Below are 23901 nucleotides of genomic sequence, written 5' to 3'. Positions count from 1 at the left end.
GTCAGGCTTTCTTGTTTCTCTCAATCACGTCTTCGGCCGAGACTGCCCTGAAAACGCCTTCTGCAGCCCTTGCCGCTTCGCCAAGGTGCTCGCTGAGCCAGGCGGCGGTCTCGGCCTGTATCTGCAGATCACGGCTGACGAGCGCGCTGATGTAGTCATCCGCATCCCGATAACGGCTGCCCTCCGTCACCTGGCGCCGCACGTGCTCCTGAAGATCGTCACTGAGTGTGACGCGAATGCTGTTTTTGCCCATGGGTCAATCCATCCAACCCGGGAATGATGTCCCCGGGGAGGTCCGCTGTCAACGCGTTGCAATCCGCCGTCCCGGCCGCAATCAGCAGGCGTCTTGTCTCAAGCCCGCGTGCCGCCGACGGTCACCTGGTCCATCCGCAGATGCGGCTGGCCGACGCCGACCGGGACCCACTGGCCGGCCTTGCCGCAATTGCCGATGCCGCGATCGAGCGCCATGTCGTTGCCGACCATGGAGATGCGCTTCATGGCCTCGGGGCCGTTGCCGATCAGCATGGCACCCTTGACCGGTGCGCCGATCTTGCCATTCTCGATCATGTAGGCTTCCGTGCAGCCGAAGACGAACTTGCCCGACGTGATGTCGACCTGCCCGCCACCGAACGAGACGGCGTAGATCCCGTTCTTGACCGAGCCGATGATCTCTTCCGGCGTGCTGGTGCCGGACAGCATGTAGGTGTTGGTCATGCGCGGCATCGGCTGGTGCGAATAACCCTGCCGGCGGCCGTTGCCGGTGGCCTTCATGCCCATCAGGCGGGCATTCTGGCGGTCCTGCATGTAGCCGACGAGCCGGCCGTTCTCGATCAGCACGTTGTAGGCCGAGGGCGTACCCTCGTCGTCCACCGTGATCGAGCCGCGGCGGTTGTCGATCGTGCCGTCGTCGACCACCGTGACGCCGGGGGCGGCGACCATCTCGCCCATCAGGCCGGCAAAGGCCGAGGTCTTCTTGCGGTTGAAGTCACCTTCGAGGCCATGGCCGACGGCCTCGTGCAGCATGACGCCCGGCCAGCCGTTGCCGAGCACGATGTCCATGGTGCCGGCCGGAGCGTCGATCGCCTCCAGGTTGACCAGCGCCTGGCGCAGTGCCTCGTCGGCGCCGTGACGCCAGCTTTCCTCCGTCAGGAAGTCGGAGAATGCCATGCGTCCGCCCGTGCCGTAGGAACCGCTTTCCTGGCGGTCGCCCTGACCGGCGACCACCGAAACGTTGATGCGGGTCATCGGCCGGATGTCGCGCACCCGGTGGCCGTCGGCGCGCAGGATCTCGACGACCTGCCAGCTCGCGGCGATCGAGGCGGTTACCTGGCGGACCTTGGGATCCTTGGCGCGCAGATAGGCGTCGATTTCCGCGAGAAGCTTGACCTTCTCCTCGAAGCTCGGCGATCCAATCGGATTGCCTTCACCGTAGAGCTTGGCATTGGTGCGCTGGGGTGCTGCCGCATAAGTGCCGGCATATCCATGGGTGACGGCGCCGACGGCGTCTGCCGCGCGGTTGAGCGCCGCAAGCGAAAGCTCGCCCGCATGGGCATAACCCACGGCTTCACCTGCCACCGCCCGCAGGCCAAAACCCTGATCGGTATTGAAGCTGCCGCCCTTCAGGCGACCGTTGTCGAAGGTAAGCGATTCCGCCTGGGCGTGTTCCACGTAGAGTTCGCCGTCATCGGTGCCCGCCAGCGCTTGCGCCACGCGCCGTTCGAGCGTCGCCTCGTCGCAGTCGAAAAGGCCGAGAAGGTCGTGGGTCATGGAAATCTCCTTGCAAGCTCGCCCCGATGTAGGCGCATTGGGCAGCCCCGACAAGACTTGACCGGAGCCTTGGCTCCGGTCAGCAGCGATAGACCTATCAATTAAATGTGCGCTTAAGGCAGCTTGTCGTAGCCTTCGCCGAAACCGGCGAGTTCGATCGGAATGCCGACGCGGTCCTGGTCCGCCGACTCACGCAGCGCGAAGACGGCATTCTTGCCGGCGCGCAGGATCTTCATGAGCTCTTCGTCGATCTCGACCTCGACATAGCAACCTTCGGAGAAGCAGCGGGTGAAATAGGCGCGGCCGATATTGTTGCCGTCGACATAAAGCTCCATGCCATCCTTGAGCAGCACGCCGAGCGGGGCCAGGATGCGCAGGATCTTGGCCTTCCGGTCGGCGGTCTTGAGAACCACGACGGAAAGGCCGACCTCCGGCCGGTCCTCGGCGATCACGTTCTGCATCAGCGCACACTGTTCCGCCGATGCGCCGGCCGGCGTATCGCAGATCACTGACCATGCGCCGTGATTGGAGCGGATCGTGCCGGGCGGTTGCTGCTGGGCCTCAACCGGAGTGGCGAGCGCTGCAACGGCGATCGCGCTTGCGGTCAAACCGGACCGGAAAAGTCTTGCGAGACCCATGGGTACCTCTGAAATCGAATCACCCCGCCATTCTTGGCGTCGGGGCGGGGAAAATGAAAGCCCCGGAGCGTCTTTTCCAGTCGAGTAAGGCATAATTGGGACGGTCCAGGCGCTTCGTCGGCGCAGTTCGGTGAACCGGGGGAGGGCGATTTCAGGTCTGAGTTGAGGAGAGTGCGTCCGGAATTGACCAAGAGCAAAAATGCGACCTTACCAAGGGTCGGCATGTATTGCGATTGCGGCCAATCTGTGATTTTAAACGCAGAGCATAGCATGGATTTTGCGGTTTGATTTGATCTGGATCAAACGCTTGTGGGAGAGAAATCGTGATGAAGAAAGCTTATGCAGCATTGGCCGCCTTGGCCTGTCTGCTTTTCGCTTCGGGCAGTTTTGCCGACCAGCCGACGCCGTGGCAGATGGATCTGCAGCCGGCGGCGACGTCGATCATGGCGCAGATTCGCCGGTTTGAGGACTACACGCTGTGGTTCATCGTTCCGATCACGATCTTCGTTCTGATCCTCCTCGTGGTCGTCGCCGTGCGCTTCCGCGCAGCCGCCAACCCGGTTCCGTCGAAGACCAGCCACAATACGTTGATCGAGATCTTCTGGACCGTCGGTCCGGTTCTCGTTCTGTTGTGCTTCGCGATCCCGTCCTTCAATCTTCTCTCCGCCCAGCTGACCCAGCCGGAAAATCCGGACGTCACGATCAAGGCGACCGCGACCCAGTGGCAGTGGAACTACGAATACCAGGGCGACAAGGCCGTGGCCTTCGACAGCTACCTGCTGAAGGATGAGGCTCGCGCGGATGCCGGCAAGGAAGACAAGGCTCTTTATCCGCGACTGCTCGCCGTCGACAATGAAATGGTTGTTCCGGTCGGCAAGACGGTTCGCCTGCTCGTAACGGCTGCGCCGACCGACGTCATTCACGCCTTTGCGATGCCGTCTTTCGGCGTCAAGATCGATGCTGTTCCAGGTCGTCTGAACGAGACCTGGTTCAAGGCCGATCGCGAAGGCCTGTTCTACGGCCAGTGTTCGGAGCTTTGCGGCAAGGATCATGCCTTCATGCCGATCGCGATCCGTGTCGTCTCGGCTGAGAAATATGCAGCCTGGCTCGATGCGGCCGGCTCGGATCTGGCTGGTGCCAACAAGGCGCTGATGGCGGCTGTGGACGGCGGGGACAAGGCCGTCCAGCTCGCTGAAAATGTTTCGAACTAAGGGGAGTGAGGACAATGGCTGGACCTGTTGCCCACGACGATCACGCACATGGTGCCCACGAGCATCATGACCACAAGCCGACTTTCTTCACGCGTTGGTTCCTTTCGACCAACCACAAGGACATCGGCACCCTCTATCTGATCTTTGCGATCATCGCCGGCATCATCGGCGGTGCGCTCTCGGTCGCCATGCGCGCCGAGCTTCAGGAGCCGGGCATCCAGATCTTCCACGGTCTGGCCTCCATGGTTTACGGCGGTGAAGGCGATGCGGCGATCGACGCCGGCAAGCACATGTTCAACGTCTTCACCACCGCCCACGCGCTCATCATGATCTTCTTCATGGTCATGCCGGCGCTGATCGGCGGCTTTGCCAACTGGATGATCCCGATCATGATCGGCGCTCCGGACATGGCCTTCCCGCGTCTGAACAACATCTCCTTCTGGCTGATCGTGCCGGCCTTCCTGCTGCTGCTGCTTTCGATGTTCGTCGACGGTCCGGCCGGTGCCAAAGGCGTCGGCGGCGGATGGACGATGTATCCGCCCCTGGCGACCTCCGGTCAGCCCGGTCCGGCCGTCGACCTGGCGATCTTCGCGCTCCACGTTTCGGGTGCGTCCTCGATCCTCGGTGCGATCAACTTCATCACCACCATCCTCAACATGCGCGCTCCGGGCATGACGCTGCACAAGATGCCGCTGTTTGCCTGGGCCGTTCTGGTGACCGCGTTCCTGCTGCTGCTCTCGCTGCCGGTTCTCGCAGGCGGCATCACCATGCTGCTGACCGACCGCAACTTCGGCACGACCTTCTTCGCGCCTGAAGGCGGTGGTGACCCGATCCTCTACCAGCACCTGTTCTGGTTCTTCGGTCACCCGGAAGTGTACATCCTGATCCTGCCCGGCTTCGGCATCATCAGCCACATCGTCTCGACCTTCTCGAAGAAGCCGGTCTTCGGTTACCTCGGCATGGCCTACGCCATGGTCGCCATCGGCGCCGTCGGCTTCGTCGTGTGGGCACACCACATGTACACCGTCGGCCTGTCGCTTGCCGCTCAGCGTTACTTCCTCTTCGCAACCATGGTCATCGCGGTGCCGACCGGCATCAAGATCTTCTCGTGGATCGCGACGATGTGGGGCGGTTCGCTCTCCTTCCGCACCCCGATGGTGTGGGCGATCGGCTTCATCTTCCTGTTCACCGTCGGTGGCGTCACCGGCGTACAGCTGGCCAACGCCGGTCTCGACCGTTCGCTGCACGACACCTACTACGTGGTTGCTCACTTCCACTACGTTCTGTCGCTCGGCGCCGTCTTCGCGATCTTCGCTGCCTGGTACTACTGGTTCCCGAAGATGACCGGCTACATGTACTCGGAATTCCTCGGCAAGCTGCACTTCTGGGTGATGTTCATCGGCGTCAACATGGTGTTCTTCCCGCAGCACTTCCTGGGTCTCGCCGGCATGCCGCGCCGCTACATCGACTATCCGGATGCCTTCGCTGGCTGGAACTACGTGTCGTCGATCGGCTCCTACATCTCGGCCTTCGGCGTGCTGATCTTCCTCTTCTGCGTCTTCGAAGCCTTCGCCAAGAAGCGCCTCGCCGGCGACAATCCGTGGGGTGAAGGTGCGACCACGCTGGAATGGCAGCTGTCTTCGCCGCCGCCGTTCCACCAGTGGGAACAGCTGCCGAAAATCAAGTGAGGCCAGGCTATCCGACCTGAATGAAAATCGGATGCCGCGCCCGATCGGTGCGCGGCGTCCGGAAAGACCAAGAATGATGGGATGGAGACAATGACGGTAATCGACAATCGCGAAACGCTCGGATTCGAGGGCGAGATCCGCCTTTCGGAAGCCGGTGCGCGCGATTTCTTCGCGCTGCTGAAGCCGCGGGTCATGTCTCTCGTCGTCTTCACTGCCTTTGCCGGCCTCGTACTCGCGCCCGGCCACATCAATCCCGTTATCGGCTTCATCGCCATTCTCTGCATCGCGGTCGGCGCCGGCGCATCCGGCGCGCTGAACATGTGGTATGACGCCGACATCGACGCGGTCATGACCCGAACCGCCACGCGTCCCATTCCGGCCGGCCGGATCGAGCCTGCCGAAGCACTAGGCTTCGGTCTGGTGCTCTCCGTCTTCTCCGTCGGTATCCTCGGCCTGGCGGTCAACTGGTTCGCCGCCGGCCTTCTCGCCTTCACAATCTTCTTCTACGCGGTCGTCTACACGATGTGGCTGAAGCGCTCGACGCCGCAGAACATCGTCATCGGCGGCGCTGCCGGCGCCTTCCCGCCCATGGTCGGCTGGGCCTGCGTCACCGGCGGCGTATCGCTCGACAGCATCGTGCTGTTCATGATCATCTTCCTGTGGACGCCGGCGCATTTCTGGGCGCTCGCCCTCTTCAAGATGCGCGACTACGGCTCGGTCGGCGTGCCCATGCTGCCGAACGTCGCCGGCGAAACCGTCACCAAGCGCCAGATCGCCCTTTACGCGGTGCTGACCGCAGTGACCGCCGTGATCCCGAGCGTCACGGGCTTGTCGTCGGTCTATTACGGCGTGTTCGCCGGCGCGCTCGGTGTCCTGCTCGTCATCTGTTCCATCGCCGTCTGGCGCATGCCCGACGGCGATCAGAAGATGGTGCCGGCCAAGAAGCTGTTCGCCTATTCGATCCTCTACCTGTTCGCCATCTTCTCGGGCCTGCTGGTCGATCACTACGTCGCAGGTTTTGCGACGCTCCTCGGAGGTGCTGCCTGATGGAAACCGTCAAGCTCAACGACGCGCAGAAGAAGTCGCGCCGCGGCCGCAACATCGCGCTCGGACTGGTACTCGCCGGGCTGGTCGTCATCTTCTATGCCGTGACGCTGATCAAGATCGGCAACGTGGGCCAGTGAGAGCGGAGAGCAGCACCGTGGCAATGATGACCAGCGATACGAAGGACAGGCGGCGCGGCAACGTGACCATCCTTGCTGCATGCGTCGCCTTTGTCGGCTGCATGCTCGGCGTCGCCTTTGCTTCCGCACCGCTCTATCGGCTGTTCTGCCAGGTGACCGGCTATAACGGGACCACCCAGCGCGTCGAACAGGCCTCGACCGTCATTCTCGACAAGACCATCAAGGTCACCTTCGACGCCAACGTGTCGTCGGGCCTCAACTGGGAGTTCAAGCCGGTCGATCGCGCGGTCGAGCCGAAAATCGGCGAAACTGTCCAGATCAACTACACCGCGACGAACCGCTCGCCCTATGCCACCAAGGGGCAGGCAGTGTTCAACGTCACGCCGATGGAAGCTGCGGCCTATTTCAACAAGGTCCAGTGCTTCTGCTTCACCGAAACCGAGCTGAAGCCCGGCGAGAGCCTGGAAATGCCGGTCGTCTTCTTCATCGATCCGGCCATTAAAGACGCCGTCGAGACGAAGGATATCGGAACGATCACGCTGTCCTACACCTTCTATCCGCATGAGGGGGAGAAGCCGGTGGCATCCTTGCCGGCGGCGGGTGAGGGACAGCCGAAACTTTGAGAGGAGGAGTCCGGTCCGCCGGGCTCCAGGGAAATTTGACATTCGGGGATTGCTGACATGGCCGAAGCGCATCAGAAGAATCACGACTACCACATCATCGATCCGAGCCCGTGGCCGCTGCTGGCCGCGATCGGCGCGTTCATCATCACCTTCGGTGGCGTGGCCTACATGCGCTATCTCGCCGGCGGCTCCTTCGAGCTGTTCGGCCTCGAGCTGGCGAATCCGTGGCTGTTCTACATCGGCCTCGCAATCATCCTCTACACGATGATCGGCTGGTGGGCGGACACCATCAAGGAAGCCCACGAAGGCGCCCATACCCGCGTCGTGTCGCTCCACCTGCGCTACGGCATGATCATGTTCATCGCTTCCGAAGTGATGTTCTTCGTTGCCTGGTTCTGGGCCTTCTTCGACGCCAGCCTCTTCGCCAACGAAGCGATCCAGGCGAGCCGCGTCGAGTTCACCGGTGGCCAGTGGCCGCCGAAGGGCATTGAAGTCCTCGATCCGTGGCACCTGCCGCTCTACAACACCATCATCCTGCTCCTGTCCGGCACCTGCGTGACCTGGGCTCACCATGCGCTGCTGCATGGCGACCGCAAGGGTCTGATCAACGGTCTGGCCCTGACGGTTGTGCTCGGCATCCTGTTCTCCTTCGTCCAGGGTTACGAATACGCGCACGCTCCGTTCGGCTTCAAGGAAAGCATCTACGGCGCGACCTTCTTCATGGCGACCGGTTTCCACGGTTTCCACGTGCTCGTCGGCACGATTTTCCTGATCGTCTGCCTGCTGCGCGCGCTGAAGGGCGACTTCACCCCGAAGCAGCACTTCGGCTTCGAAGCCGCCGCCTGGTACTGGCATTTCGTTGACGTGGTCTGGCTCTTCCTCTTCTTCTCCATCTACATCTGGGGTGGTTGGGGCGCACCGCTCGCCCACGGCTGAGCGATCGACTTTCGAGATCCGAACGGCGCCTCCGGGCGCCGTTCTTCATTTGAATGGCAGCTCGGGACCATCACACGCAGCAGTGTGTCGCATTTGCGGTTTGCCAAGTCGGGTCTATAGCTGGTGTGAGCTTTGGCGACGAAGGTCTGCCGTGCCTATGCGAAGGAAATGACGATGAACCAAGACAATGCGCATTTCGCCCCCGTCGATCCGGTCAAGGCGGGCCTGACGGCATCCTGCCCGCGCTGCGGCCAGGGGCGCCTGTTCGACGGCCTTACCAAGATCAAGCCCCGCTGCAGCAATTGCGGACTGGACTATTCCTTCGCCGATTCCGGGGACGGACCGGCGATCTTCGTGATCCTGCTCGCGGACTTTCTCGTCGTCGGCCTCGCCGTGTGGACCGAGATCACCTACCAGCCGCCGGTCTGGCTGCATTTCGTGCTGTTCGGCCCGATGGCCATCTTCGTCTCGCTCTGGCTACTGCGCACCATCAAGGCCATGCTGGTCGCCCTGCAATACCGCAACAAGGCGTCCCAGGGGACGATCGACCGTGGCTGACGGCGAAGGCACCGGCGTGACGCCCGGCAAGCGCGGCCTGCGCTTCTGGCTCGCGATCGTGCTGTTTCCGGTCGCGATGGCGATCCTCCTGTCGCTCGGTACCTGGCAGGTGAAGCGCCTGCAGTGGAAGGAGGCGCTGATCGCCGACATCGACGAGCGCCGCCATGCCGCGCCGCTCGATCTCGTCGGGCTGGAGGCCTTGGCCGCCAAGGGAGGCGACGTCGACTACCGTGCGGCCGAGGCCAAGGGGACCTATCTCCACGACAAGGAGCGCCACTTCCTCGCCACCTTCCGCGGACGCGCCGGTTTCTACGTCTACACGCCCCTGCAGCTTGCCGACGGTGGCTATCTCTTCGTCAATCGCGGTTTTGTACCCTACGAGCTGAAGGACCCCCTCAAGCGGCCGGAAGGCCAGTTGCAGGGTGAGCAGACGGTCGAGGGGCTGGCCCGCGCACGGCTTGCGGAAAAGCCGTCGTCGCTGGTGCCCGATAATGACGAGGTCAAGAACATCTTCTACTGGAAGGACCTCGACCGCATGGCGGCGAGCACGGGCCTTCCGCTCGACAAGGTGCTGCCCTTCTTCCTCGACGCGGATGCGACCCCGGTTCCCGGCGGCATGCCGCAGGGTGGCGTCACCGAGATCGACTTGCCCAACAGTCACCTGCAATACGCCATCACCTGGTACGGCCTGGCGCTCGCGCTCGCCGGCGTCGCCGGCTACGCGCTGCTGCGCCGGAAATCCTGACCACTGCCGGCGGGCCACGTCGCCCGGGTTGGCGGCGGACGCTTGAAAAGAGAGGGCGCGCTGCGACGCCCGGAGGACAACAGATGAAACTTCTTGCCGATCTTCTGGTCGCCCTGGTGGCGATCGAGCACGTCTATATCCTGGTCCTCGAGATGTTTCTCTGGACCAGGCCGGCGGGTCTCAAGGCCTTCGGGATGAAGCCGCCGCAGGCCGAGGCGACGAAGGTGCTCGCCGCCAACCAGGGCCTCTACAACGGCTTCCTCGCCCTTGGTCTCGGCTGGTCGCTCATCCAGCCGGATGCGGGCTTCGCATTTCAGCTGAAGCTCTTTTTCCTTGGATGTGTGTTCGTCGCCGGCCTATATGGTAGCGCGACGGCCTCGCGGAAGATCCTCTTCATCCAGGCTCTTCCCGCCGTCCTTGCACTGATCCTGGTACTGCTGGCTGGCTGATTGATGATGAACGAGACTTCCCCCCGACCGCAACTGACGATCCGGCTTTGCGGCCCGCGCGGTTTCTGCGCCGGCGTCGACCGCGCCATCCAGATCGTCGTGCTGGCGCTCAAGCGCTTCGGGGCGCCGGTCTATGTTCGTCACGAGATCGTCCACAATCGTTATGTGGTCGAGGGGCTGGAGGCCAAGGGCGCGATCTTCGTCGAGGAACTGGACGAGATCCCCGTCGAGCATCGCGAGCAGCCGGTGGTCTTTTCCGCCCATGGCGTGCCGAAGTCGGTGCCCGAGGATGCCGAAAGCCGCAACCTCTTCTACCTCGATGCGACGTGTCCGCTGGTCTCGAAGGTCCACAAGCAGGCCATGCGCCATCAACGCCTCGGCCGCCACGTGATCCTGATCGGCCATGCCGGCCACCCCGAAGTGATCGGCACCATGGGGCAGTTGCCCGAGGGTTCGGTTTCGCTCGTCGAGACCGTCGAGGATGCCGAGGCCTACACGCCCACCGACCCGGACAATCTCGGTTTCGTCACCCAGACCACGCTGTCCGTCGATGACACGGCCGGTGTGATCGCCAAGCTTCAGGAGCGCTTCCCGAACCTCACGGCCCCCTCCGCCGATTCGATCTGCTATGCCACGACCAACCGGCAGGAAGCGGTGAAGGCCGCAGCGCCCGGCTGCGACCTGTTCATCGTCGTCGGCGCTCCCAACTCCTCCAACTCCAAGCGCCTCGTCGAGGTGGCCCTCCGTGCCGGCGCCACGCGGTCCATGCTGGTGCAGCGCGCCTCCGAGATCGACTGGGACGCCATTGGCCGGATCGGCGTGCTCGGTATCTCTGCCGGGGCGTCCGCGCCGGAGGTCATCGTCGACGAGATCATCGAAGCCTTCCGCCTGCGTTTCGATGCCAAGGTCGAACTGGCCATCACGGCCGAGGAAAACGAGCATTTCCTCGTCAACCGCGAACTGCGCGACGTCGAGCTCACCCGCGAAGACATGGCCTGGGTGAATGGGTGAGACGCGGCCGAGCGCGCGAAGCGGGCTCGGAGAAACGATCCGGTGAATCGTTTCTAGCGTCGAACGCCCGGAGCCTGAGCGACGGGCCGGCTAGGCGGCCGAGCGCGCGAAGCGGGCTCGGAGAAACGATCCGGTGAATCGTTTCTAGCGTCGAACGCCCGGAGCCTGAGCGACGGGCCGGCTAGGCGGCCGAGCGCGCGAAGCGGGCTCGGAAAAACGATCCAGTGAATCGTTTCTAGCGTCGAACGCCCGGAGCCCAAGCGACGGGCCGGCAGGGAGCGGCCGAACGCGCTCAGCCCGAGCGAAGCGCCGGCAGGAGACGCTGAGAGCAAGAAGCTGGGCGCCGAAACTATTGGGTCCCGGCCATCCTGCGGTCTTCGCCCTGGACGTCCGGGTCACCGACGAGGGCGATCGCGTCCTGTTCCCGCAAGGGGCGGCCATAGAGATAGCCCTGGCCCTCGGGGCACCCCATCTCGATCAGCACAGCTTCCTGCGCCTTGGTTTCTATCCCTTCCGCGACCGTCTTGAGCCCCATGTCGCGGCTCATTGCCACGAGTGCACGCGTGATCGCGGCATCTGATGTTCGTGTCTCGATGTCTCGAATGAAGCAGCGATCGATCTTGAGCGTTGTGAGCGGATATTTCTGCAGGGAGCTCAAGGAGGCATAGCCCGTGCCGAAATCGTCGAAACCGACCCCGACCCCGATTTCACGGATTGCCGCCAACGTCTCCAGGCTGGCCTCATAGTCGTTGAGCGTCACCTCCTCGGTAACCTCGAGTTCGAGGCAGCCAGGCGCGATCCGGTGACGCGCCAGGGCCTCCTCGACCTTGTTCAGGAGGTTCGGCGCACGAAACTGCTGGGCGAACAGGTTGACCGCGATCTTGTATTCCGTGCCGCCGCCATTGACTGCCGCGGCAAACCGGCAGGCCTCGTCGATCGTCCACCAGCCGATCTCCTTGGCCAGCGAACTCTGTTCGAGCGATGGGAGAAAGTCCCCGGGAAGGAGCAGGCCGCGTTCCGGATGGTTCCAGCGGATCAGGGCCTCGAAACCCACGACCTTGTGCGAGGTGAGTTCGACCTGCGGCTGGTAGTAGAGTTCCAGCTCGCCGTTGCGCAAGGCCCGTCGCAAATCGTCGCGCATGATCCTGTGCGCCTGGCTTTCGCTGCGCATGGACGGCTCGAAGATACGGTAACACCGCCCCCCGTGCGCCTTGGCCCGGTAAAGCGCAAAATCGGCGGACGCCACGAGCTCTTCCGCCTCGCTGCCGTGAACCGGCGACAGTGCTATTCCGATGCTGGTGCTGAGTTCGAGTTCCAGTCCGCCCAGGCTGAACGGCTTGCGGAACGCCTGCAGGATGCGGCTGGCCTCTGTCTCCGCAGTCGACGCGTTTGCGCAGTTCGCGAGAAGGATGGCGAATTCGTCACCGCCCAGTCTCGCCACCGTGGCATCGTCGCCCAGAAGATAGGGAAGCCGGACGCCGACCGCCTGGAGCAGGCTGTCTCCCATCACATGGCCATGGGTATCGTTGACCTCCTTGAAGCCGTCCAGATCCAGGAGGATCAGCGAGCACGCCGAGCCTGCGGCCAGCATCTGGTTGAGCCCCGACATGAATTCGTGCCGGTTCTGCAGGCCGGTGAGGGTGTCGTGCGAGGCAAGGCGCATCAATCGGGCGTCGCGTTCTCGCCTTTCCGAAATGTCGCGGATGGTGGCCCCCGCCCAGAAGCCGTCCGAGTCCTTCCAGGTCGCAAGGGTGATCTCGATCGGAAACTCGCTGCCATCGCTCTTCAGGGCAGAGACCTCGACCGGTTTTGCGCCGCGCCCGGGCCTGGAGCCGGCCGCGATATTGGCCATTCCCGCGACATGGGCGCCGCGCAGTCGTTGCGGGATGATGACGAGAAGCGATTCGCCGAGGAGTTGTGCGACGTCATAACCGAACATCTCGCAGAAGGCCTTGTTGGCGAAGCGTATGCGACCTTCGCTGTCTGCCGCCACGAGGGCGAGCTGCATCGTCGAGGCGAAGTGGCTCGCGATTCTGATACCCTCTGGAAAACCCATGCCTGACATCCGGAATAGCCCCTCGGAACGTGGCAGCCTAGTCTATTCAATATTAGAAAATCGTGAAGTTTCCACTCTTGATTGTTGTGTTTCGACACGGCGGAGACGACCGCGAGCAGGGCATGTGGTTCGCTCACGCTGGTTCACCGGATTGGGTGGTGGTCGCGCCCAATTCCTGTGCCCGATGTCGCACAGGCACTGGCACTCCGCTTTTCCCCGCTGTATGGCTTGGGCCATAGTCGAAGCATGTTTTGAGCGATCGCGGGAAAATCGAAGTGGCAGTCTACACCGACATCAACGAAGTCGATCTCAAGGCCTTCCTGGCGCAATATGATGCCGGTGAATTGCTGTCCTACAAGGGCATCGCCGAGGGCGTCGAGAACTCGAACTTCCTGCTGCACACCTCGAAGTCGCCGCTGATCCTGACGCTCTACGAAAAGCGGGTCGAGAAGAACGACCTTCCGTTCTTCCTCGGCCTGATGCATCACCTGGCCGACCGCGGGCTTTCCTGCCCGCTGCCTCTGCCGCGCCGCGACGGCGCGCTGCTCGGAGAGCTTTCCGGCCGGCCGGCGGCGCTCATCTCCTTCCTCGAAGGCATGTGGTTGAGGAAGCCGGAAGCACGGCATTGCCGCGAGGTCGGCAAGGCGCTGGCGGCAATGCATGTCGCCGGCGAAGGCTTTGAACTGAAGCGCCCGAACGCACTGTCGCTCGAAGGCTGGAAGACGCTCTGGGCCAAGTCGAAGGACCGCGCCGACGAGGTCGAGCAGGGGCTCGAACTCGAAGTCGGCAGCGAGATTTCCTTCCTCGCCCAGCATTGGCCGAAGAGCCTGCCGGAAGGCGTCATCCATGCCGATCTCTTCCCCGACAACGTCTTCTTCCTCGGCGACGATCTGTCGGGTCTCATCGACTTCTATTTCGCCTGCAACGACTTCCTCGCCTATGATCTGTCGATCTGCCTCAATGCCTGGTGCTTCGAGAAGGACGGCGCCTACAACATCACCAAGGGCATGGCGATGATCGAGGGCTACCAGCAGATCCGCCCGCTCGGGCTCGCCGAGATCGAGGCACTGCCGATCCTCGCCCGCGGTTCGGCGCTGCGCTTCTTCCTCACCCGTCTCTACGACTGGCTGACCACGCCGGCCGGTGCGCTGGTGGTCAAGAAGGATCCGCTGGAATACCTGAAGAAGCTACGGTTCCATCGCCAGGTGCGCTCCAGCGCCGAATACGGGCTTACCCTATGAAGCATGTTGACATCTTTACCGACGGCGCCTGCTCCGGCAATCCCGGACCCGGCGGCTGGGGTGCGATCCTTCGCTATGGCGAGGTGGAGAAGGAGCTGTTCGGCGGCGAGGCCGAAACGACCAACAACCGCATGGAGCTGATGGCGGCGATCGAGGCGCTGAACGCGCTGAAGTCGCAGTGTGAGATCGACCTCCACACCGACAGCAAATATGTCATGGACGGTATTTCGAAGTGGATCTTCGGCTGGAAGAAGAACGGCTGGCGGACCGCCGACAAGAAGCCGGTCAAGAACGGCGAACTCTGGCAGCAGCTCGACGCCGCCAACCAGCGGCACAAGGTCAAGTGGCACTGGGTCAAGGGCCATGCGGGTCACCCGGAAAACGAACGCGCCGACGAACTCGCCCGCAAGGGCATGGAACCCTTCAAGAAACCCAATCTCGGCAAGGCCTTGCTGCAGGGGCGGTGAACGACTGACAGGATGGTCGCTGTGCCGAGTGCGCGGCCCAATCCTGCGCTCGGATGGGGCACCCAGGAATTCGACTGCATCGCACCCCGTGCTGCAAGCGAAGCACCGGCGTCGCAATCGCGCCTTGCCCTTTGCGTCATCCCCTCTATCCTGCGCGAACAAAAGACCAGACCGGGAGAGGCACTCCATGATCCAGCACTGCGTGTTCCTGCGTTTCAAGGCAGCCGTTCAGGAAGCAGAAAAGCAGTCGATCTATGAGGCGATCGTGGCGCTGAGGGAGGTGGTCCCCGGCATGGGCGAGGTCAAATACGGGCCGAACATCTCGCCCGAAGGCCTGCACGGTGGCTATCTCGACGGCTTCATCGTCACCTTCGAGGACGCCACCGTCCGCGACTATTACCTGAAGCATCCGGACCATGTCGCTGTCGGAGAACGCATCGTCAAGGCAAGCGATGGCGGGCTCTCGGGCATTCTCGTGTTCGACATGGAAATCTGAAAGTACAAAGGCGGCGGATTGCTCCGCCGCCCCTTGCGTCGATGGGGAATGGGGTCGAGACAGCTCAGAGCTGTTCGATCATCGCGGCAGCCGCCGATACGGTCGCCTGGCCCGGATTTTCCTCGACGTTGAGAGACTTCACCACGCCGTCCTCGACCAGCATCGAATAGCGCTTCGAGCGCACGCCGAGGCCGCCGGCCGACAGGTCGGCGTCGAGGCCGAGCGCCTTCGTGAACGAGGCATCCCAGTCGGCGAGGAAGTGGATCTTGCCGAGCCCGCCGCTCTGCTGTGCCCAGGCGCCCATCACATGCCAGTCGTTGACCGCGATCACCGCGATGTCATCGACGCCGCGGGCGATGAGCGCATCGCGATTTTCCAGGTAGCCCGGCAGGTGGTTCAGCGTGCAGGTTGGTGTAAACGCACCCGGTACCGCGAACAGCACCACCTTCTTGCCCTTGAACAGGGCGTCCGTCGTGATCTCGACCGGGCCGTCGGCCGTCTTTTCCTTGAAGGTGGCCTGGGGCAGGCGTTCGCCGATGGCAATCGTCATGAAAGTGATCCTCGCTCGTTGAAGGGGTGGGCGCGGTCGGCCCACCGATCGAGCGGAATATAGATTGACGCTAGTCAAAGGCAAGGGTGGTTTCCATCGCCCTTCCGCCCGCTTTGACCAGGATGCCCCAGCTCTTGCCGTGAATATCATAGTGACGCGGCAGGCCCTTGATCGGTACCGCCACGGTCAGTTCGCGCCCTGAAAGCTGCCGCTCGCTCTGGTCGAGAAACACACGGCCGCTCGGACCGGTGATGATGATCTCCGGCTCTTCTTTCGCGACACCCTCGGGTAGGGTGAGCGTCACGCTCAGCGAAGTGGCATCGGCGTTCAGGGCATGCTGCCTGACGGAGAAATCGGGCGAGGGGTGTTCGGGAAGGGCCTCGCGCGCAGAGGCGACGAGGGCCGCCTCTTCGGCAAGTGCCGCGTCGCTGAGCTCCAGCGACAGCTGGAATTCCGCCTGGAAGGGGATGCAGATGTTCTTGCAGAGCCCTATGAACACCGAAGCCTTCAGTTCGTCAGCCGGTGCGCTGCCTGGCGAGCGCGAGAGCGTCAGCGGCAGGGTGACGGCCTCGTCGTAGCCGATATCGCGCATGTCGCCGTTGTCGATACGCTTCGGCACCGGAAATGCGACTTCCGAGAGTGTGTAGCCACTCTCGGGGGCAAGGCTGATGGCCGGCGGAATCCCCGCGTCGCCCGGCTCGCGCCAATAGGTGATCCACCCGGCCGACGGCTCGATCTGAAGCGCTGCGGCACGCTTGCCGCCGCTGTCTGCCGGAAGCACCACGAGCCGCATCCGACCGCCTTCGTTGACCGCCCATTCGCTGGTTGCGGCCTTTGCCGGGGCGAAGCAGAGCGTCGCCGCAACGGCGACCACGGCCGCCTTGGCGGCCGGCAGGCAAGAAAGGTGGGTCATGGATCGCGTCATGGTCCAGGCATTTAGATCAAGCATCGGTCGTCTGCCAGTCACGCTTCCGCTAGTGGGATCATTTTTAGTTGATTGCCGGACGATCCTGCCCCATCTTCATTGAGAAGGACGGCTCGGATATGCGTTGCCTGCGCTCCCGCCGGATGTTCCCCCAAGGGCGAGTGGAGGTGACAATGTCTATCTCGACGATGAAAAAGGATCGTGAACGGGGCTTCCTCGACGGCCAGCTGCTGATCGCCATGCCCGGCATGGCCGACGGTAACTTCGCCCGTTCCGTCGTCTACATCTGCGCCCATTCGCCCGCCGGCGCGATGGGCTTCATCATCAATCGCCCGCAATCCGTCACCTTCGCCGACGTGCTCCTGCATCTCGGTCTGATCGACCGCACCGACGCCATCATGCTGCCCGAGCATGCCCGCGAGTTCCCGATCCAGAACGGCGGCCCGGTCGAGACCGGACGCGGTTTCGTCCTGCACAGCGACGACTATCTGAGCGACAGCAGCATACCGGTCAGCGACGACATTTCACTGACTGCCACCCTCGACATCGTCCGGGCGATTTCCGATGGCCGGGGCCCGCGCCGGGCCACCATGCTGCTTGGCTATGCCGGCTGGGGACCCGGTCAACTCGAATTCGAGATGTCCAACAACGGCTGGCTGAACTGCGCGGCGACCGAGGATCTGATCTTCGATCGCACGCTCGACAACAAGTATGAGCGCGCGCTTGCCCTGATGGGCGTATCGCCGGCCATGCTGTCGATGGAGGCAGGCCACGCCTGAGGCACCTGGCCGGCCGCCCCGATCACGACATTACGCCCGCTTCGTCAGCGGAAATCGTTCCTTCAGCAGACGTTGCACGGACTCGGCCCCGAGCGGTGCGCCGAACAGGTAGCTCTGGCCGAAATCGCAGCCGAGCTTGCCGAGTTCCTCGGCGTCGGCGTCGCTCTCGATGCCTTCCGCGACCACCTTCATCTCCAGCCCGCAAGCCATCGAGATCACCGATTTCAACAGGACGCTGCGCTTCGGCGAGCGGTCGTTGACCAGCGCCTTGTCGAGCTTGATGGTGTCGAAGGGGAAGCGGGTGAGGTAGGCGAGCGAGGAATAGCCGGTGCCGAAATCGTCGAGGGCCAGCGAGATGCCGGTCTCCTTCAGCTTGGCCAGCACGAGGCGGGCCTGTTCCGGGTTTTCCATCACCACGCTCTCGGTGAGTTCGAGCTTGATGCGGTGCGGATCACACTGCGTCTTGGTCAGCATGGCGCGCACGTCGTTGTAGAGCTCGCTCGAAAGCAGCTGCGCGCTCGACAGGTTGACGGTCACGAAGACCGGCAGTTCGCCCGTATGCCGTTCCCAGTCCATCAGGTCGCTGGTCGCCCGTTCGAGCGCGAACATGCCGAGCGGTTCGATGAGATCCGACATTTCCGCGATCGGGATGAACTCCGACGGCGGAATATTGCCGCGTTTCGGATGATCCCAGCGCATCAGCGCCTCGAAGCCGGCGATTTCCCCGTCGGCGAGCCGCACGATCGGCTGGTAGACCATCGACAGCTCCTTGCGATCGATGGCGCGGCGAAGATCGGTCTCGAGCTGCAGGCGGTCGGTACCGGTGCCGCGGAAGGCGGGACGGAACGGTTCGACGCGGTTGCCGCCGACGCGTTTCGCCCGGTACATCGCAAGTTCCGCATCGGAGAGCAGGCCGGCGGCGCTTTCCTGCTGGTCGACCCAGGAGACGAGCCCGATCGAGGCCGTCAGGATGATTTCGCGATTGGCGAAATTGATCGGCACCATGATCGCCTTCGACACCGCATCGGCGAAATCGGCGATCTTCGCCGGATCGCGCTCCGAGACGAGGATCAGGCCGAACTCGTCGCCGGAAAGGCGTGCGAGCGTGTCCTGCGGCTTCAGGAGCCGGCGCAGGCGGCGTGTCAGTGCGATCAGGATATTGTCGCCGGCGGCGATCCCAAGCGCGTCGTTGACCTGCTTGTAGCGGTCGATGTCGATCGCCATCACGGTCGGGCGCACGCTGTCGGAGCCGTTGGCGAGCGTCAGTACGGACTGCAGACGGTCGAGGAAGACCTCGCGGTTCGGCAGACCGGTCAGGTTGTCGTGCATGGCGTCGGTGAGCAGTCGGTCGATCGAGTTCTTCTGCTCGGTCACGTCGATGATCGTGCCGACGCAGCGGATGACCTCGCCGTTCGAGCCGAGCACCGGCCGGGCGCGGATCTTCAGCCAGTGGAAGTGGCCATCCTCGGCGCGAATACGGAATTCGTGGTTGAGGCGGCCCTTGCGGTGTTCGAGCAGCACGTCGAGCGTCGCGCGGAACCGGTCGCGGTCGTCGGGGTGGAGCCGCGGCAGCCAGTTGCGGGCCGGGCCGTGCATGGTGCCGGGCGACAGGCCGAGGCGCACGGAAATGTCCGGGCTCGTCACCACCCGGTCGCGTGCCACGTCCCAGTCCCAGACGGTGTCGCCCGAACCGGTGAGTGCCAGCGACTGGCGCTCGAGATCGGAGAACAGTCCCTGCTGGTAGGCGCCGCCGGCGAAGGCATGCTGCATGACGGTGAAGCCGATCAGCAGAACGATGAGCACGAGGCCGCCGCCGAGCGCCGGCTGGATGATGTCGTTGTCGAGCTGGCCCGTCACCGTCAGCCATCCGCCGAACAGCCAGACCAGGATCAGCGCCCAGGTGGGCACGAGCAGGATCGCGCGGTCGTAGCGATTGAAGCCAAGATAGAAGATCAGCGCGATGCCCGCGGTCGCCGTCAGCGCGAAGGAGAGGCGTGCAATCCCCGAGGCGACGGACGGATCGTAGATGGCCACGCCGAACAGCAGGCCGAGCCCCAGCATCCAGGCGAAGGTCGCGTAGCCGAGATGCACGTGCCAGCGGTTGAGGTTGAGATAGGTGAACAGGAAGATGACGAGCGAGGAGGCGAGCGCCACCTCCGCGCCGGCGCGCCATATTCGCTGGTCGCTCGACGTGATGCTGATCAGCTTTTCCAGGAAGCCGAAGTCGACGCAGATATAGGCGAGCACCGCCCAGGCGAGTGCGGCCGCCGCCGGCAGCATCGAGGTGCCCTTGACCACGAAGAGGATGGTGAGGAACACGGCGAGCAGGCCGGCAATGCCGAGCACGATGCCCCGATAGAGCGTGAACGCGTTGACGGTGTCCTTGTAGGCGTCCGGTTCCCACAGATAGATCTGCGGCAGGTTGGGGGTCGAAAGTTCGGCGACGAAGGTGATCACCGAGCCCGGATTGAGCGTGATGCGGAAGACGTCGGCTTCCTCGCTCGGCTGGCGGTCAAGGGCAAAGCCTTCGGACGGGGTGATGGCGATGATGCGCTGCGAGCCGAGGTCGGGCCAGAACAGCTTGGAATTGGCAAGCCGGAAATGCGGTGCGACGATCACGCGCTCCAGCTGTTCCTCCGACACGTTGGCAAGTGCGAAGACCGCCCAGTCGCCCTGGTGTTCGGGAGAGGATGAGCGCACCTCGATACGCCTCCGGATGCCGTCGGCTCCGGCAGCCGTGGAAACCTGGAAGGCCTCGCCCTGATTGGTGTAGATCTCGGTCGTGGCGGTCAGGTCGAGCGCGGTGTCGTCGCGCGCGATCTTGACCGGTTCGGCCGCGAGCGCGAGCGTCGAGAAGAGACCGACGAACGCAAGCATCGCCGTGGCTATCGCGGCCGCCAGCCATCGGCCGGCCGCCGCTTGCCTGTTCCGGTTATGCTTCATGAGTTGTCTTTGTTCCCGTTCCCCGCGGCGCGGCCCGCCAACCGCGAAAACATCGCGTGGTCGCGCCATTGCCCGTTGATTTTCAGATAGTCGCGCAAGAGACCTTCCCGCTGAAACCCGGCCTTTTCGAGCAGCCGGATGCTTTTCTCGTTCTCTGGAATACAGGCTGCTTCAATCCGGTGCAACTCAAGTGCCCCGAAGATGTAGGGAATAGCCAGCTGAAGTGCGGCAAACATATGACCCTGGCCGGCATGCCGCTCGCCCATCCAGTAACCGATCATGCAGCTCTGCGAGGCGCCGCGGCGAATGAGTCCGATCGTCAGCCCGCCGAGCAGCACATGTCCCTCGCGGGCGAACAGAAGGAAGGGAACGGCGAGCCCGGAATGGTATTCCTGACTGTTGCGCACGACGCGGGAGCGGAAGGATCGCTCGGTCAGTTCGTCGGCACGCCAGCTCGGTTCCCAGGGCTGCAGGAAGGCGCGGCTCTCGCGGCGCAGCGCGTGCCACTGGTCGAAATCGTCGTAGCGGGGCAGGCGCAGGTGATGATCGGCACTGTAAAGCTCGGGCGTTTCGGGCTGCCGCGACAGAAACCGAAAGACCGAACGTGCCATAGAGCGTCCCCAAGCCAACCCGGTGGACGGATGTCCGCCGGTCTTTCGTTGTCCGTCAAGCCAAGGGCGCCGTCAGCCGGCTGCCTTGAGCGGTGAACCCCCTTTGGGGGAAAGCGCGCCTGCGATCTCCTCCATCGGCGCGAGATGTTCGAGCGGGCCGATCGCCGAAAGCGTCGGCGTGGTCTCGAAGAACAGCCGTCCGGCAAGGTCCGTCAGTCGTTCCGGCGTGATGCCGGCAAGACGTTCCATCATCTCCTGGTTGGAGATCGGGCGGCCGTAAAGCATCATCTGCCGGGCGATCTGGCCGGCGCGCGCTGCCGGGCTTTCCTGGCCCATCAGCAGCTGCGCGCGCACCTGGGCACGCGACCGGTCGATCTCCTGGCGGTCGATCGACTGAGAGGCCTTGCGCAGCTCGTCGATGATGACGGGGACGAGTTCCGGCAGGTTCTCGCCGCCGGTCGCGGCATGGATGCCGAAGATGCCGCTGTCAGAAAAGCCCCAGTGGAAAGCATAGATCGAGTAGCACAGGCCGCGGATTTCCCGCACCTCCTGAAACAGCCGCGAGGACATGCCGCCGCCGAGGATGTTGGCGAGGATCTGCGAGGCGTAGAAGTCGCGCGCATGATAGGCACGCCCCTCGAAGCCGATGAGCACCTGGGCGTCCATCAGGTCGCGTTCTTCGCGGGCCTCGCCGCCGGTATAGCGTGCCGCCTGGGTGACCGGGCTGACATCCGGCTTCTGGCGCAGCGACGAGAAGCGTTGCTCGACCTGCTTGACGAAGGCGTCGTGATCGACCGCACCGGCCGCCACCACGAACATCCGGTCGGTCGTGTAGTTGCGGTCGAGATAGGCGCGGATTTCTTCGCTGGAGAAGGATTGAACGGTGTCGGGCGTGCCGAGGATCGGTCGGCCGAGCGGCTGGCCGGCATAGGCGAGTTCGGAAAAGCGGTCGAACACCACGTCGTCCGGGGTGTCGTTGGCCGCGCCGATCTCCTGCAGGATGACGTGCTTCTCGCGGGCGAGCTCTTCCTCGTCGAAGACGGAATCGGTGAGGATGTCGGCGAGGATGTCGACTGCCAGCGGAACGTCGTCTTTCAGTATCCGCGCGTAATAAGATGTGGTTTCGGTCGAGGTGGCGGCGTTGAGTTCGCCGCCGACATTCTCGATTTCCTCGGCGATCTGCCGGGCGGAACGCTTGTTTGTTCCCTTGAAAGCCATGTGCTCGAGCAGATGGGCGATGCCGTGCTCGCCTTCCGTCTCGTCGCGGGCGCCGGACTTGATCCAGGTCCCGAGCGCCACGCTTTCAAGGTGTGGCATCGTCTCCGTCACGACCGTCAGCCCGGAGGGCAGGCGGGTACACTCAACAGTCATAGATCCGACTTTCTGCGCATCTCAGTTATCCTGGCGGGCATGTTTGCCGACAAAGGTTTCGACGGCTTTAAGGTCCGCATCCAGAATTTCGAAGCGCTCCTCCCTGTTCATCAGGTCAGCAAGCCACGAGGGAAGCGCCGGGTCAATACCGCAGGCCGATTTTACCGCGGCGGGGAATTTCGCCGGATGCGCCGTCGAAAGCGTCACCATCGGGCTCGACGGCTTCTCGAATTTCGCCGCGACGAAGACGCCGACGGCGGTGTGCGGATCGAGCAGGTATCCGGTCTCGGCAAGCGTGTTGCGGATGGTCGTCGCCACCTGCTTCTCGCTGGCGCGGGCCGCGCGGAACTCCTTGCGGATCGCCTTCAGCGCGTCCGGCTTGATCTCGAAGCCGCCGGACTGCTTGAGGCTGCGCATGGCCGAGCGGATGGCGCTGTCGTCACGGTCATAGGCTTCGAACAGCAGGCGTTCGAAGTTCGACGAGATCTGGATGTCCATCGACGGCGAGGTGGTCGCGGAGACGCCCTTCATCTCGTAGCGGCCGGTCTTCAGCGTCCGCGCCAGGATGTCGTTCTCGTTGGTGGCGATCACCAGCTTGTCGATCGGCAGGCCCATCTTCTTGGCGACGTAGCCGGCGAAGATGTCGCCGAAATTGCCGGTCGGCACGGTGAAGGAGACCTTGCGATCCGGGGCGCCGAGCGAGAGGGCGGCGGTGAAGTAGTAGACCACCTGCGCCATGATGCGGGCCCAGTTGATCGAGTTGACGCCGGAGATCTTGTAGGTGTCGCGGAAGGCGCTGTCGTTGAACATCTCCTTCACCAGGTTCTGGCAGTCGTCGAAATTGCCCTTGACGGCAATCGCGTGGACGTTCTCCGCCTTGGAGGTCGTCATCTGCCGCTGCTGGACGGGCGAAACCTTCTCGTGCGGGAAGAGGATGAAGACGTCGGTGCGGGCACGTCCGGCAAAGGCATCGATGGCCGCGCCACCGGTGTCGCCCGAGGTCGCGCCGACGATCGTCGCGCGTTCGCCGCGCTGGGCGAGCGCATGGTCCATCAGTCGCGCGAGGAGCTGCATGGCGACGTCCTTGAACGCCAGCGTCGTGCCGTGGAAGAGTTCGAGCACGTAGGAGTTCGGGCCGGTCTGGACGAGGGGCGCGACCGCCGGATGGCGGAAGGTGGCGTAGGCCTCGTCGATCATCGAACGGAAGAGGTCTGCCTCGATCTCGCCGCCGGTGAACGGATAGAGTACCTCGAAGGCGACCTCCTGATAGGTCTTGCCGCGCAGCGCCCGGATGTCCTTCTTCTTCAGCTGCGGCCACTTGCGCGGCACGTAGAGGCCCCCGTCGCGGGCAAGCCCGGCCAGAAGTGCGTCACAGAAGCCGAGGCTTTCAGCCTCTCCGCGGGTCGAGATGTAGTCCACGATGCTTGTCCTTGATGATGAAGATGGGCGGCTGTGTTCGACGCGCCGAGATTATGCCGTTTGGAGGATGGTCAATATTCTTTTCGCGACGAATGGGGCCGTCTGAGTTCGCATTCCGGCCGACCGGGATTGCGCCGCCTGCGGCGGGGCCGCGGCATCGATGCTCTCGAGGCGTTGAAAATTAAACCAAAACACTGGCTACCCAATCGATTTTTCGCTGCGCCGCTGGTATA

General features: G+C 63.4%; 24 protein-coding genes. 14 read left to right on the top strand and 10 right to left on the bottom strand.

Annotated elements, in window-relative coordinates:
- Position 1 precedes the first annotated feature (1 nt).
- The 3 genes from HHL25_RS10325 to HHL25_RS10315 all read right to left on the bottom strand — a co-directional run bounded on the left by HHL25_RS10325 (position 2) and on the right by HHL25_RS10315 (position 2405).
- Positions 2-253 carry a transcriptional regulator gene (locus HHL25_RS10325; RefSeq protein ID WP_169589993.1) on the bottom strand — a complete coding sequence of 84 codons (252 nt, stop codon included), beginning with the start codon at positions 251-253 and terminating at the stop codon, positions 2-4.
- 98 nt (positions 254-351) lie between these two features.
- Complete coding sequence (gene tldD / locus HHL25_RS10320; protein ID WP_169589989.1) at positions 352-1767, bottom strand: metalloprotease TldD; 1416 nt, start codon at positions 1765-1767, stop codon at positions 352-354.
- Positions 1768-1880: 113 nt separating this feature from the next.
- Entirely contained in the window at positions 1881-2405 is a 525-nt protein-coding gene (locus tag HHL25_RS10315; RefSeq protein ID WP_169589987.1) for an invasion associated locus B family protein, read from the bottom strand.
- A gap of 326 nt (positions 2406-2731) precedes the next feature.
- On the opposite strand from HHL25_RS10315, the gene coxB reads away from it, so the two are divergent.
- The 10 genes from coxB (at position 2732) to ispH (ending at position 10810) form a co-directional block, all read left to right on the top strand.
- Positions 2732-3616 carry a cytochrome c oxidase subunit II gene (coxB, locus tag HHL25_RS10310; RefSeq protein WP_169592756.1) on the top strand — a complete coding sequence of 295 codons (885 nt, stop codon included), beginning with the start codon at positions 2732-2734 and terminating at the stop codon, positions 3614-3616.
- A gap of 14 nt (positions 3617-3630) precedes the next feature.
- On the top strand, positions 3631-5304 hold the full coding sequence (gene ctaD, locus HHL25_RS10305) for a cytochrome c oxidase subunit I (protein ID WP_169589984.1): 1674 nt from the start codon (positions 3631-3633) through the stop codon (positions 5302-5304).
- Positions 5305-5394: 90 nt separating this feature from the next.
- The gene (locus HHL25_RS10300; protein WP_169589981.1) at positions 5395-6351 is read left to right on the top strand and encodes a heme o synthase; all 957 of its coding nucleotides are present in this window, start codon (positions 5395-5397) and stop codon (positions 6349-6351) included.
- Entirely contained in the window at positions 6351-6488 is a 138-nt protein-coding gene (locus tag HHL25_RS10295; RefSeq protein WP_169589979.1) for a hypothetical protein, read from the top strand. The genes HHL25_RS10300 and HHL25_RS10295 overlap by 1 nt, the downstream gene beginning before the upstream one ends.
- Before the next feature lie 23 nt (positions 6489-6511).
- On the top strand, positions 6512-7111 hold the full coding sequence (locus HHL25_RS10290) for a cytochrome c oxidase assembly protein (RefSeq protein ID WP_169592752.1): 600 nt from the start codon (positions 6512-6514) through the stop codon (positions 7109-7111).
- 57 nt (positions 7112-7168) lie between these two features.
- Positions 7169-8047 (top strand): cytochrome c oxidase subunit 3, encoded by an 879-nt coding sequence (locus HHL25_RS10285; RefSeq protein ID WP_169589977.1) that lies wholly within the window; start codon positions 7169-7171, stop codon positions 8045-8047.
- A gap of 174 nt (positions 8048-8221) precedes the next feature.
- Positions 8222-8605, top strand: coding sequence for a DUF983 domain-containing protein (locus HHL25_RS10280; RefSeq protein WP_169589975.1), 384 nt, complete (start codon positions 8222-8224; stop codon positions 8603-8605).
- A gap of 76 nt (positions 8606-8681) precedes the next feature.
- Positions 8682-9350 carry an SURF1 family protein gene (locus HHL25_RS10275; protein ID WP_169592748.1) on the top strand — a complete coding sequence of 223 codons (669 nt, stop codon included), beginning with the start codon at positions 8682-8684 and terminating at the stop codon, positions 9348-9350.
- 83 nt (positions 9351-9433) lie between these two features.
- Positions 9434-9799 carry a DUF1304 domain-containing protein gene (locus HHL25_RS10270; RefSeq protein ID WP_169589972.1) on the top strand — a complete coding sequence of 122 codons (366 nt, stop codon included), beginning with the start codon at positions 9434-9436 and terminating at the stop codon, positions 9797-9799.
- A gap of 6 nt (positions 9800-9805) precedes the next feature.
- A complete protein-coding gene (ispH, locus tag HHL25_RS10265; RefSeq protein WP_169589970.1) occupies positions 9806-10810 on the top strand; it encodes a 4-hydroxy-3-methylbut-2-enyl diphosphate reductase in 1005 nt (334 codons plus the stop codon).
- A gap of 349 nt (positions 10811-11159) precedes the next feature.
- Here the strand turns inward: ispH and HHL25_RS10260 are convergent, their stop codons facing one another.
- A complete protein-coding gene (locus HHL25_RS10260) occupies positions 11160-12866 on the bottom strand; it encodes a putative bifunctional diguanylate cyclase/phosphodiesterase (protein ID WP_205927806.1) in 1707 nt (568 codons plus the stop codon).
- A gap of 275 nt (positions 12867-13141) precedes the next feature.
- Here HHL25_RS10260 and HHL25_RS10255 point away from each other — a divergent pair, with 275 nt between their 5' ends.
- The 3 genes from HHL25_RS10255 (at position 13142) to HHL25_RS10245 (ending at position 15070) form a co-directional block, all read left to right on the top strand.
- Positions 13142-14107, top strand: a complete 966-nt coding sequence (locus HHL25_RS10255) for a homoserine kinase (protein ID WP_169589967.1) — start codon at positions 13142-13144, stop codon at positions 14105-14107.
- Positions 14104-14574, top strand: coding sequence for a ribonuclease HI (gene rnhA / locus HHL25_RS10250; RefSeq protein ID WP_169589965.1), 471 nt, complete (start codon positions 14104-14106; stop codon positions 14572-14574). The genes HHL25_RS10255 and rnhA overlap by 4 nt, the downstream gene beginning before the upstream one ends.
- Before the next feature lie 187 nt (positions 14575-14761).
- The gene (locus HHL25_RS10245) at positions 14762-15070 is read left to right on the top strand and encodes a Dabb family protein (RefSeq protein ID WP_169589962.1); all 309 of its coding nucleotides are present in this window, start codon (positions 14762-14764) and stop codon (positions 15068-15070) included.
- Positions 15071-15134: 64 nt separating this feature from the next.
- On the opposite strand, the gene HHL25_RS10240 is transcribed toward HHL25_RS10245, so the two are convergent.
- A complete protein-coding gene (locus HHL25_RS10240; protein ID WP_169589959.1) occupies positions 15135-15620 on the bottom strand; it encodes a peroxiredoxin in 486 nt (161 codons plus the stop codon).
- A 70-nt stretch (positions 15621-15690) separates the two neighbouring features.
- Positions 15691-16533 carry a protein-disulfide reductase DsbD domain-containing protein gene (locus tag HHL25_RS10235; RefSeq protein ID WP_169589957.1) on the bottom strand — a complete coding sequence of 281 codons (843 nt, stop codon included), beginning with the start codon at positions 16531-16533 and terminating at the stop codon, positions 15691-15693.
- Between the two features lie 185 nt (positions 16534-16718).
- Here HHL25_RS10235 and HHL25_RS10230 point away from each other — a divergent pair, with 185 nt between their 5' ends.
- A complete protein-coding gene (locus HHL25_RS10230) occupies positions 16719-17324 on the top strand; it encodes a YqgE/AlgH family protein (protein ID WP_169589954.1) in 606 nt (201 codons plus the stop codon).
- Between the two features lie 30 nt (positions 17325-17354).
- On the opposite strand, the gene HHL25_RS10225 is transcribed toward HHL25_RS10230, so the two are convergent.
- The 4 genes from HHL25_RS10225 to thrC form a co-directional block, all read right to left on the bottom strand.
- A complete protein-coding gene (locus HHL25_RS10225) occupies positions 17355-20201 on the bottom strand; it encodes an EAL domain-containing protein (protein ID WP_246701773.1) in 2847 nt (948 codons plus the stop codon).
- A 62-nt stretch (positions 20202-20263) separates the two neighbouring features.
- Positions 20264-20878: a GNAT family N-acetyltransferase gene (locus HHL25_RS10220; RefSeq protein ID WP_169589950.1), complete on the bottom strand. Its 615-nt coding sequence runs from the start codon at positions 20876-20878 to the stop codon at positions 20264-20266.
- A gap of 72 nt (positions 20879-20950) precedes the next feature.
- On the bottom strand, positions 20951-22249 hold the full coding sequence (locus HHL25_RS10215) for a M16 family metallopeptidase (RefSeq protein ID WP_169589947.1): 1299 nt from the start codon (positions 22247-22249) through the stop codon (positions 20951-20953).
- A 21-nt stretch (positions 22250-22270) separates the two neighbouring features.
- Complete coding sequence (gene thrC, locus HHL25_RS10210; protein WP_169589945.1) at positions 22271-23668, bottom strand: threonine synthase; 1398 nt, start codon at positions 23666-23668, stop codon at positions 22271-22273.
- Between the last annotated feature and the right edge of the window lie 233 nt (positions 23669-23901).

Source organism: Rhizobium terricola, assembly GCF_012927355.1.
Classification (GTDB): domain Bacteria; phylum Pseudomonadota; class Alphaproteobacteria; order Rhizobiales; family Rhizobiaceae; genus Allorhizobium; species Allorhizobium terricola.
The sequence above is the reverse complement of the archived record's forward strand: the minus strand, read 5'-3'. Positions and strand labels throughout refer to the sequence as shown.

Bases quoted from the DNA above. Each gene is read 5' to 3' on its own strand.
- HHL25_RS10325 (WP_169589993.1), bottom strand. From the start codon at position 253: ATGGGCAAAAACAGCATTCGCGTCACACTCAGTGACGATCTTCAGGAG.
- tldD (WP_169589989.1), bottom strand. From the start codon at position 1,767: ATGACCCACGACCTTCTCGGCCTTTTCGACTGCGACGAGGCGACGCTC.
- HHL25_RS10315 (WP_169589987.1), bottom strand. From the start codon at position 2,405: ATGGGTCTCGCAAGACTTTTCCGGTCCGGTTTGACCGCAAGCGCGATC.
- coxB (WP_169592756.1), top strand. From the start codon at position 2,732: ATGAAGAAAGCTTATGCAGCATTGGCCGCCTTGGCCTGTCTGCTTTTC.
- ctaD (WP_169589984.1), top strand. From the start codon at position 3,631: ATGGCTGGACCTGTTGCCCACGACGATCACGCACATGGTGCCCACGAG.
- HHL25_RS10300 (WP_169589981.1), top strand. From the start codon at position 5,395: ATGACGGTAATCGACAATCGCGAAACGCTCGGATTCGAGGGCGAGATC.
- HHL25_RS10295 (WP_169589979.1), top strand. From the start codon at position 6,351: ATGGAAACCGTCAAGCTCAACGACGCGCAGAAGAAGTCGCGCCGCGGC.
- HHL25_RS10290 (WP_169592752.1), top strand. From the start codon at position 6,512: ATGATGACCAGCGATACGAAGGACAGGCGGCGCGGCAACGTGACCATC.
- HHL25_RS10285 (WP_169589977.1), top strand. From the start codon at position 7,169: ATGGCCGAAGCGCATCAGAAGAATCACGACTACCACATCATCGATCCG.
- HHL25_RS10280 (WP_169589975.1), top strand. From the start codon at position 8,222: ATGAACCAAGACAATGCGCATTTCGCCCCCGTCGATCCGGTCAAGGCG.
- HHL25_RS10275 (WP_169592748.1), top strand. From the start codon at position 8,682: ATGGCGATCCTCCTGTCGCTCGGTACCTGGCAGGTGAAGCGCCTGCAG.
- HHL25_RS10270 (WP_169589972.1), top strand. From the start codon at position 9,434: ATGAAACTTCTTGCCGATCTTCTGGTCGCCCTGGTGGCGATCGAGCAC.
- ispH (WP_169589970.1), top strand. From the start codon at position 9,806: ATGAACGAGACTTCCCCCCGACCGCAACTGACGATCCGGCTTTGCGGC.
- HHL25_RS10260 (WP_205927806.1), bottom strand. From the start codon at position 12,866: ATGGGTTTTCCAGAGGGTATCAGAATCGCGAGCCACTTCGCCTCGACG.
- rnhA (WP_169589965.1), top strand. From the start codon at position 14,104: ATGAAGCATGTTGACATCTTTACCGACGGCGCCTGCTCCGGCAATCCC.
- HHL25_RS10245 (WP_169589962.1), top strand. From the start codon at position 14,762: ATGATCCAGCACTGCGTGTTCCTGCGTTTCAAGGCAGCCGTTCAGGAA.
- HHL25_RS10240 (WP_169589959.1), bottom strand. From the start codon at position 15,620: ATGACGATTGCCATCGGCGAACGCCTGCCCCAGGCCACCTTCAAGGAA.
- HHL25_RS10235 (WP_169589957.1), bottom strand. From the start codon at position 16,533: ATGACCCACCTTTCTTGCCTGCCGGCCGCCAAGGCGGCCGTGGTCGCC.
- HHL25_RS10230 (WP_169589954.1), top strand. From the start codon at position 16,719: ATGTCTATCTCGACGATGAAAAAGGATCGTGAACGGGGCTTCCTCGAC.
- HHL25_RS10225 (WP_246701773.1), bottom strand. From the start codon at position 20,201: ATGCTTGCGTTCGTCGGTCTCTTCTCGACGCTCGCGCTCGCGGCCGAA.
- HHL25_RS10220 (WP_169589950.1), bottom strand. From the start codon at position 20,878: ATGGCACGTTCGGTCTTTCGGTTTCTGTCGCGGCAGCCCGAAACGCCC.
- HHL25_RS10215 (WP_169589947.1), bottom strand. From the start codon at position 22,249: ATGACTGTTGAGTGTACCCGCCTGCCCTCCGGGCTGACGGTCGTGACG.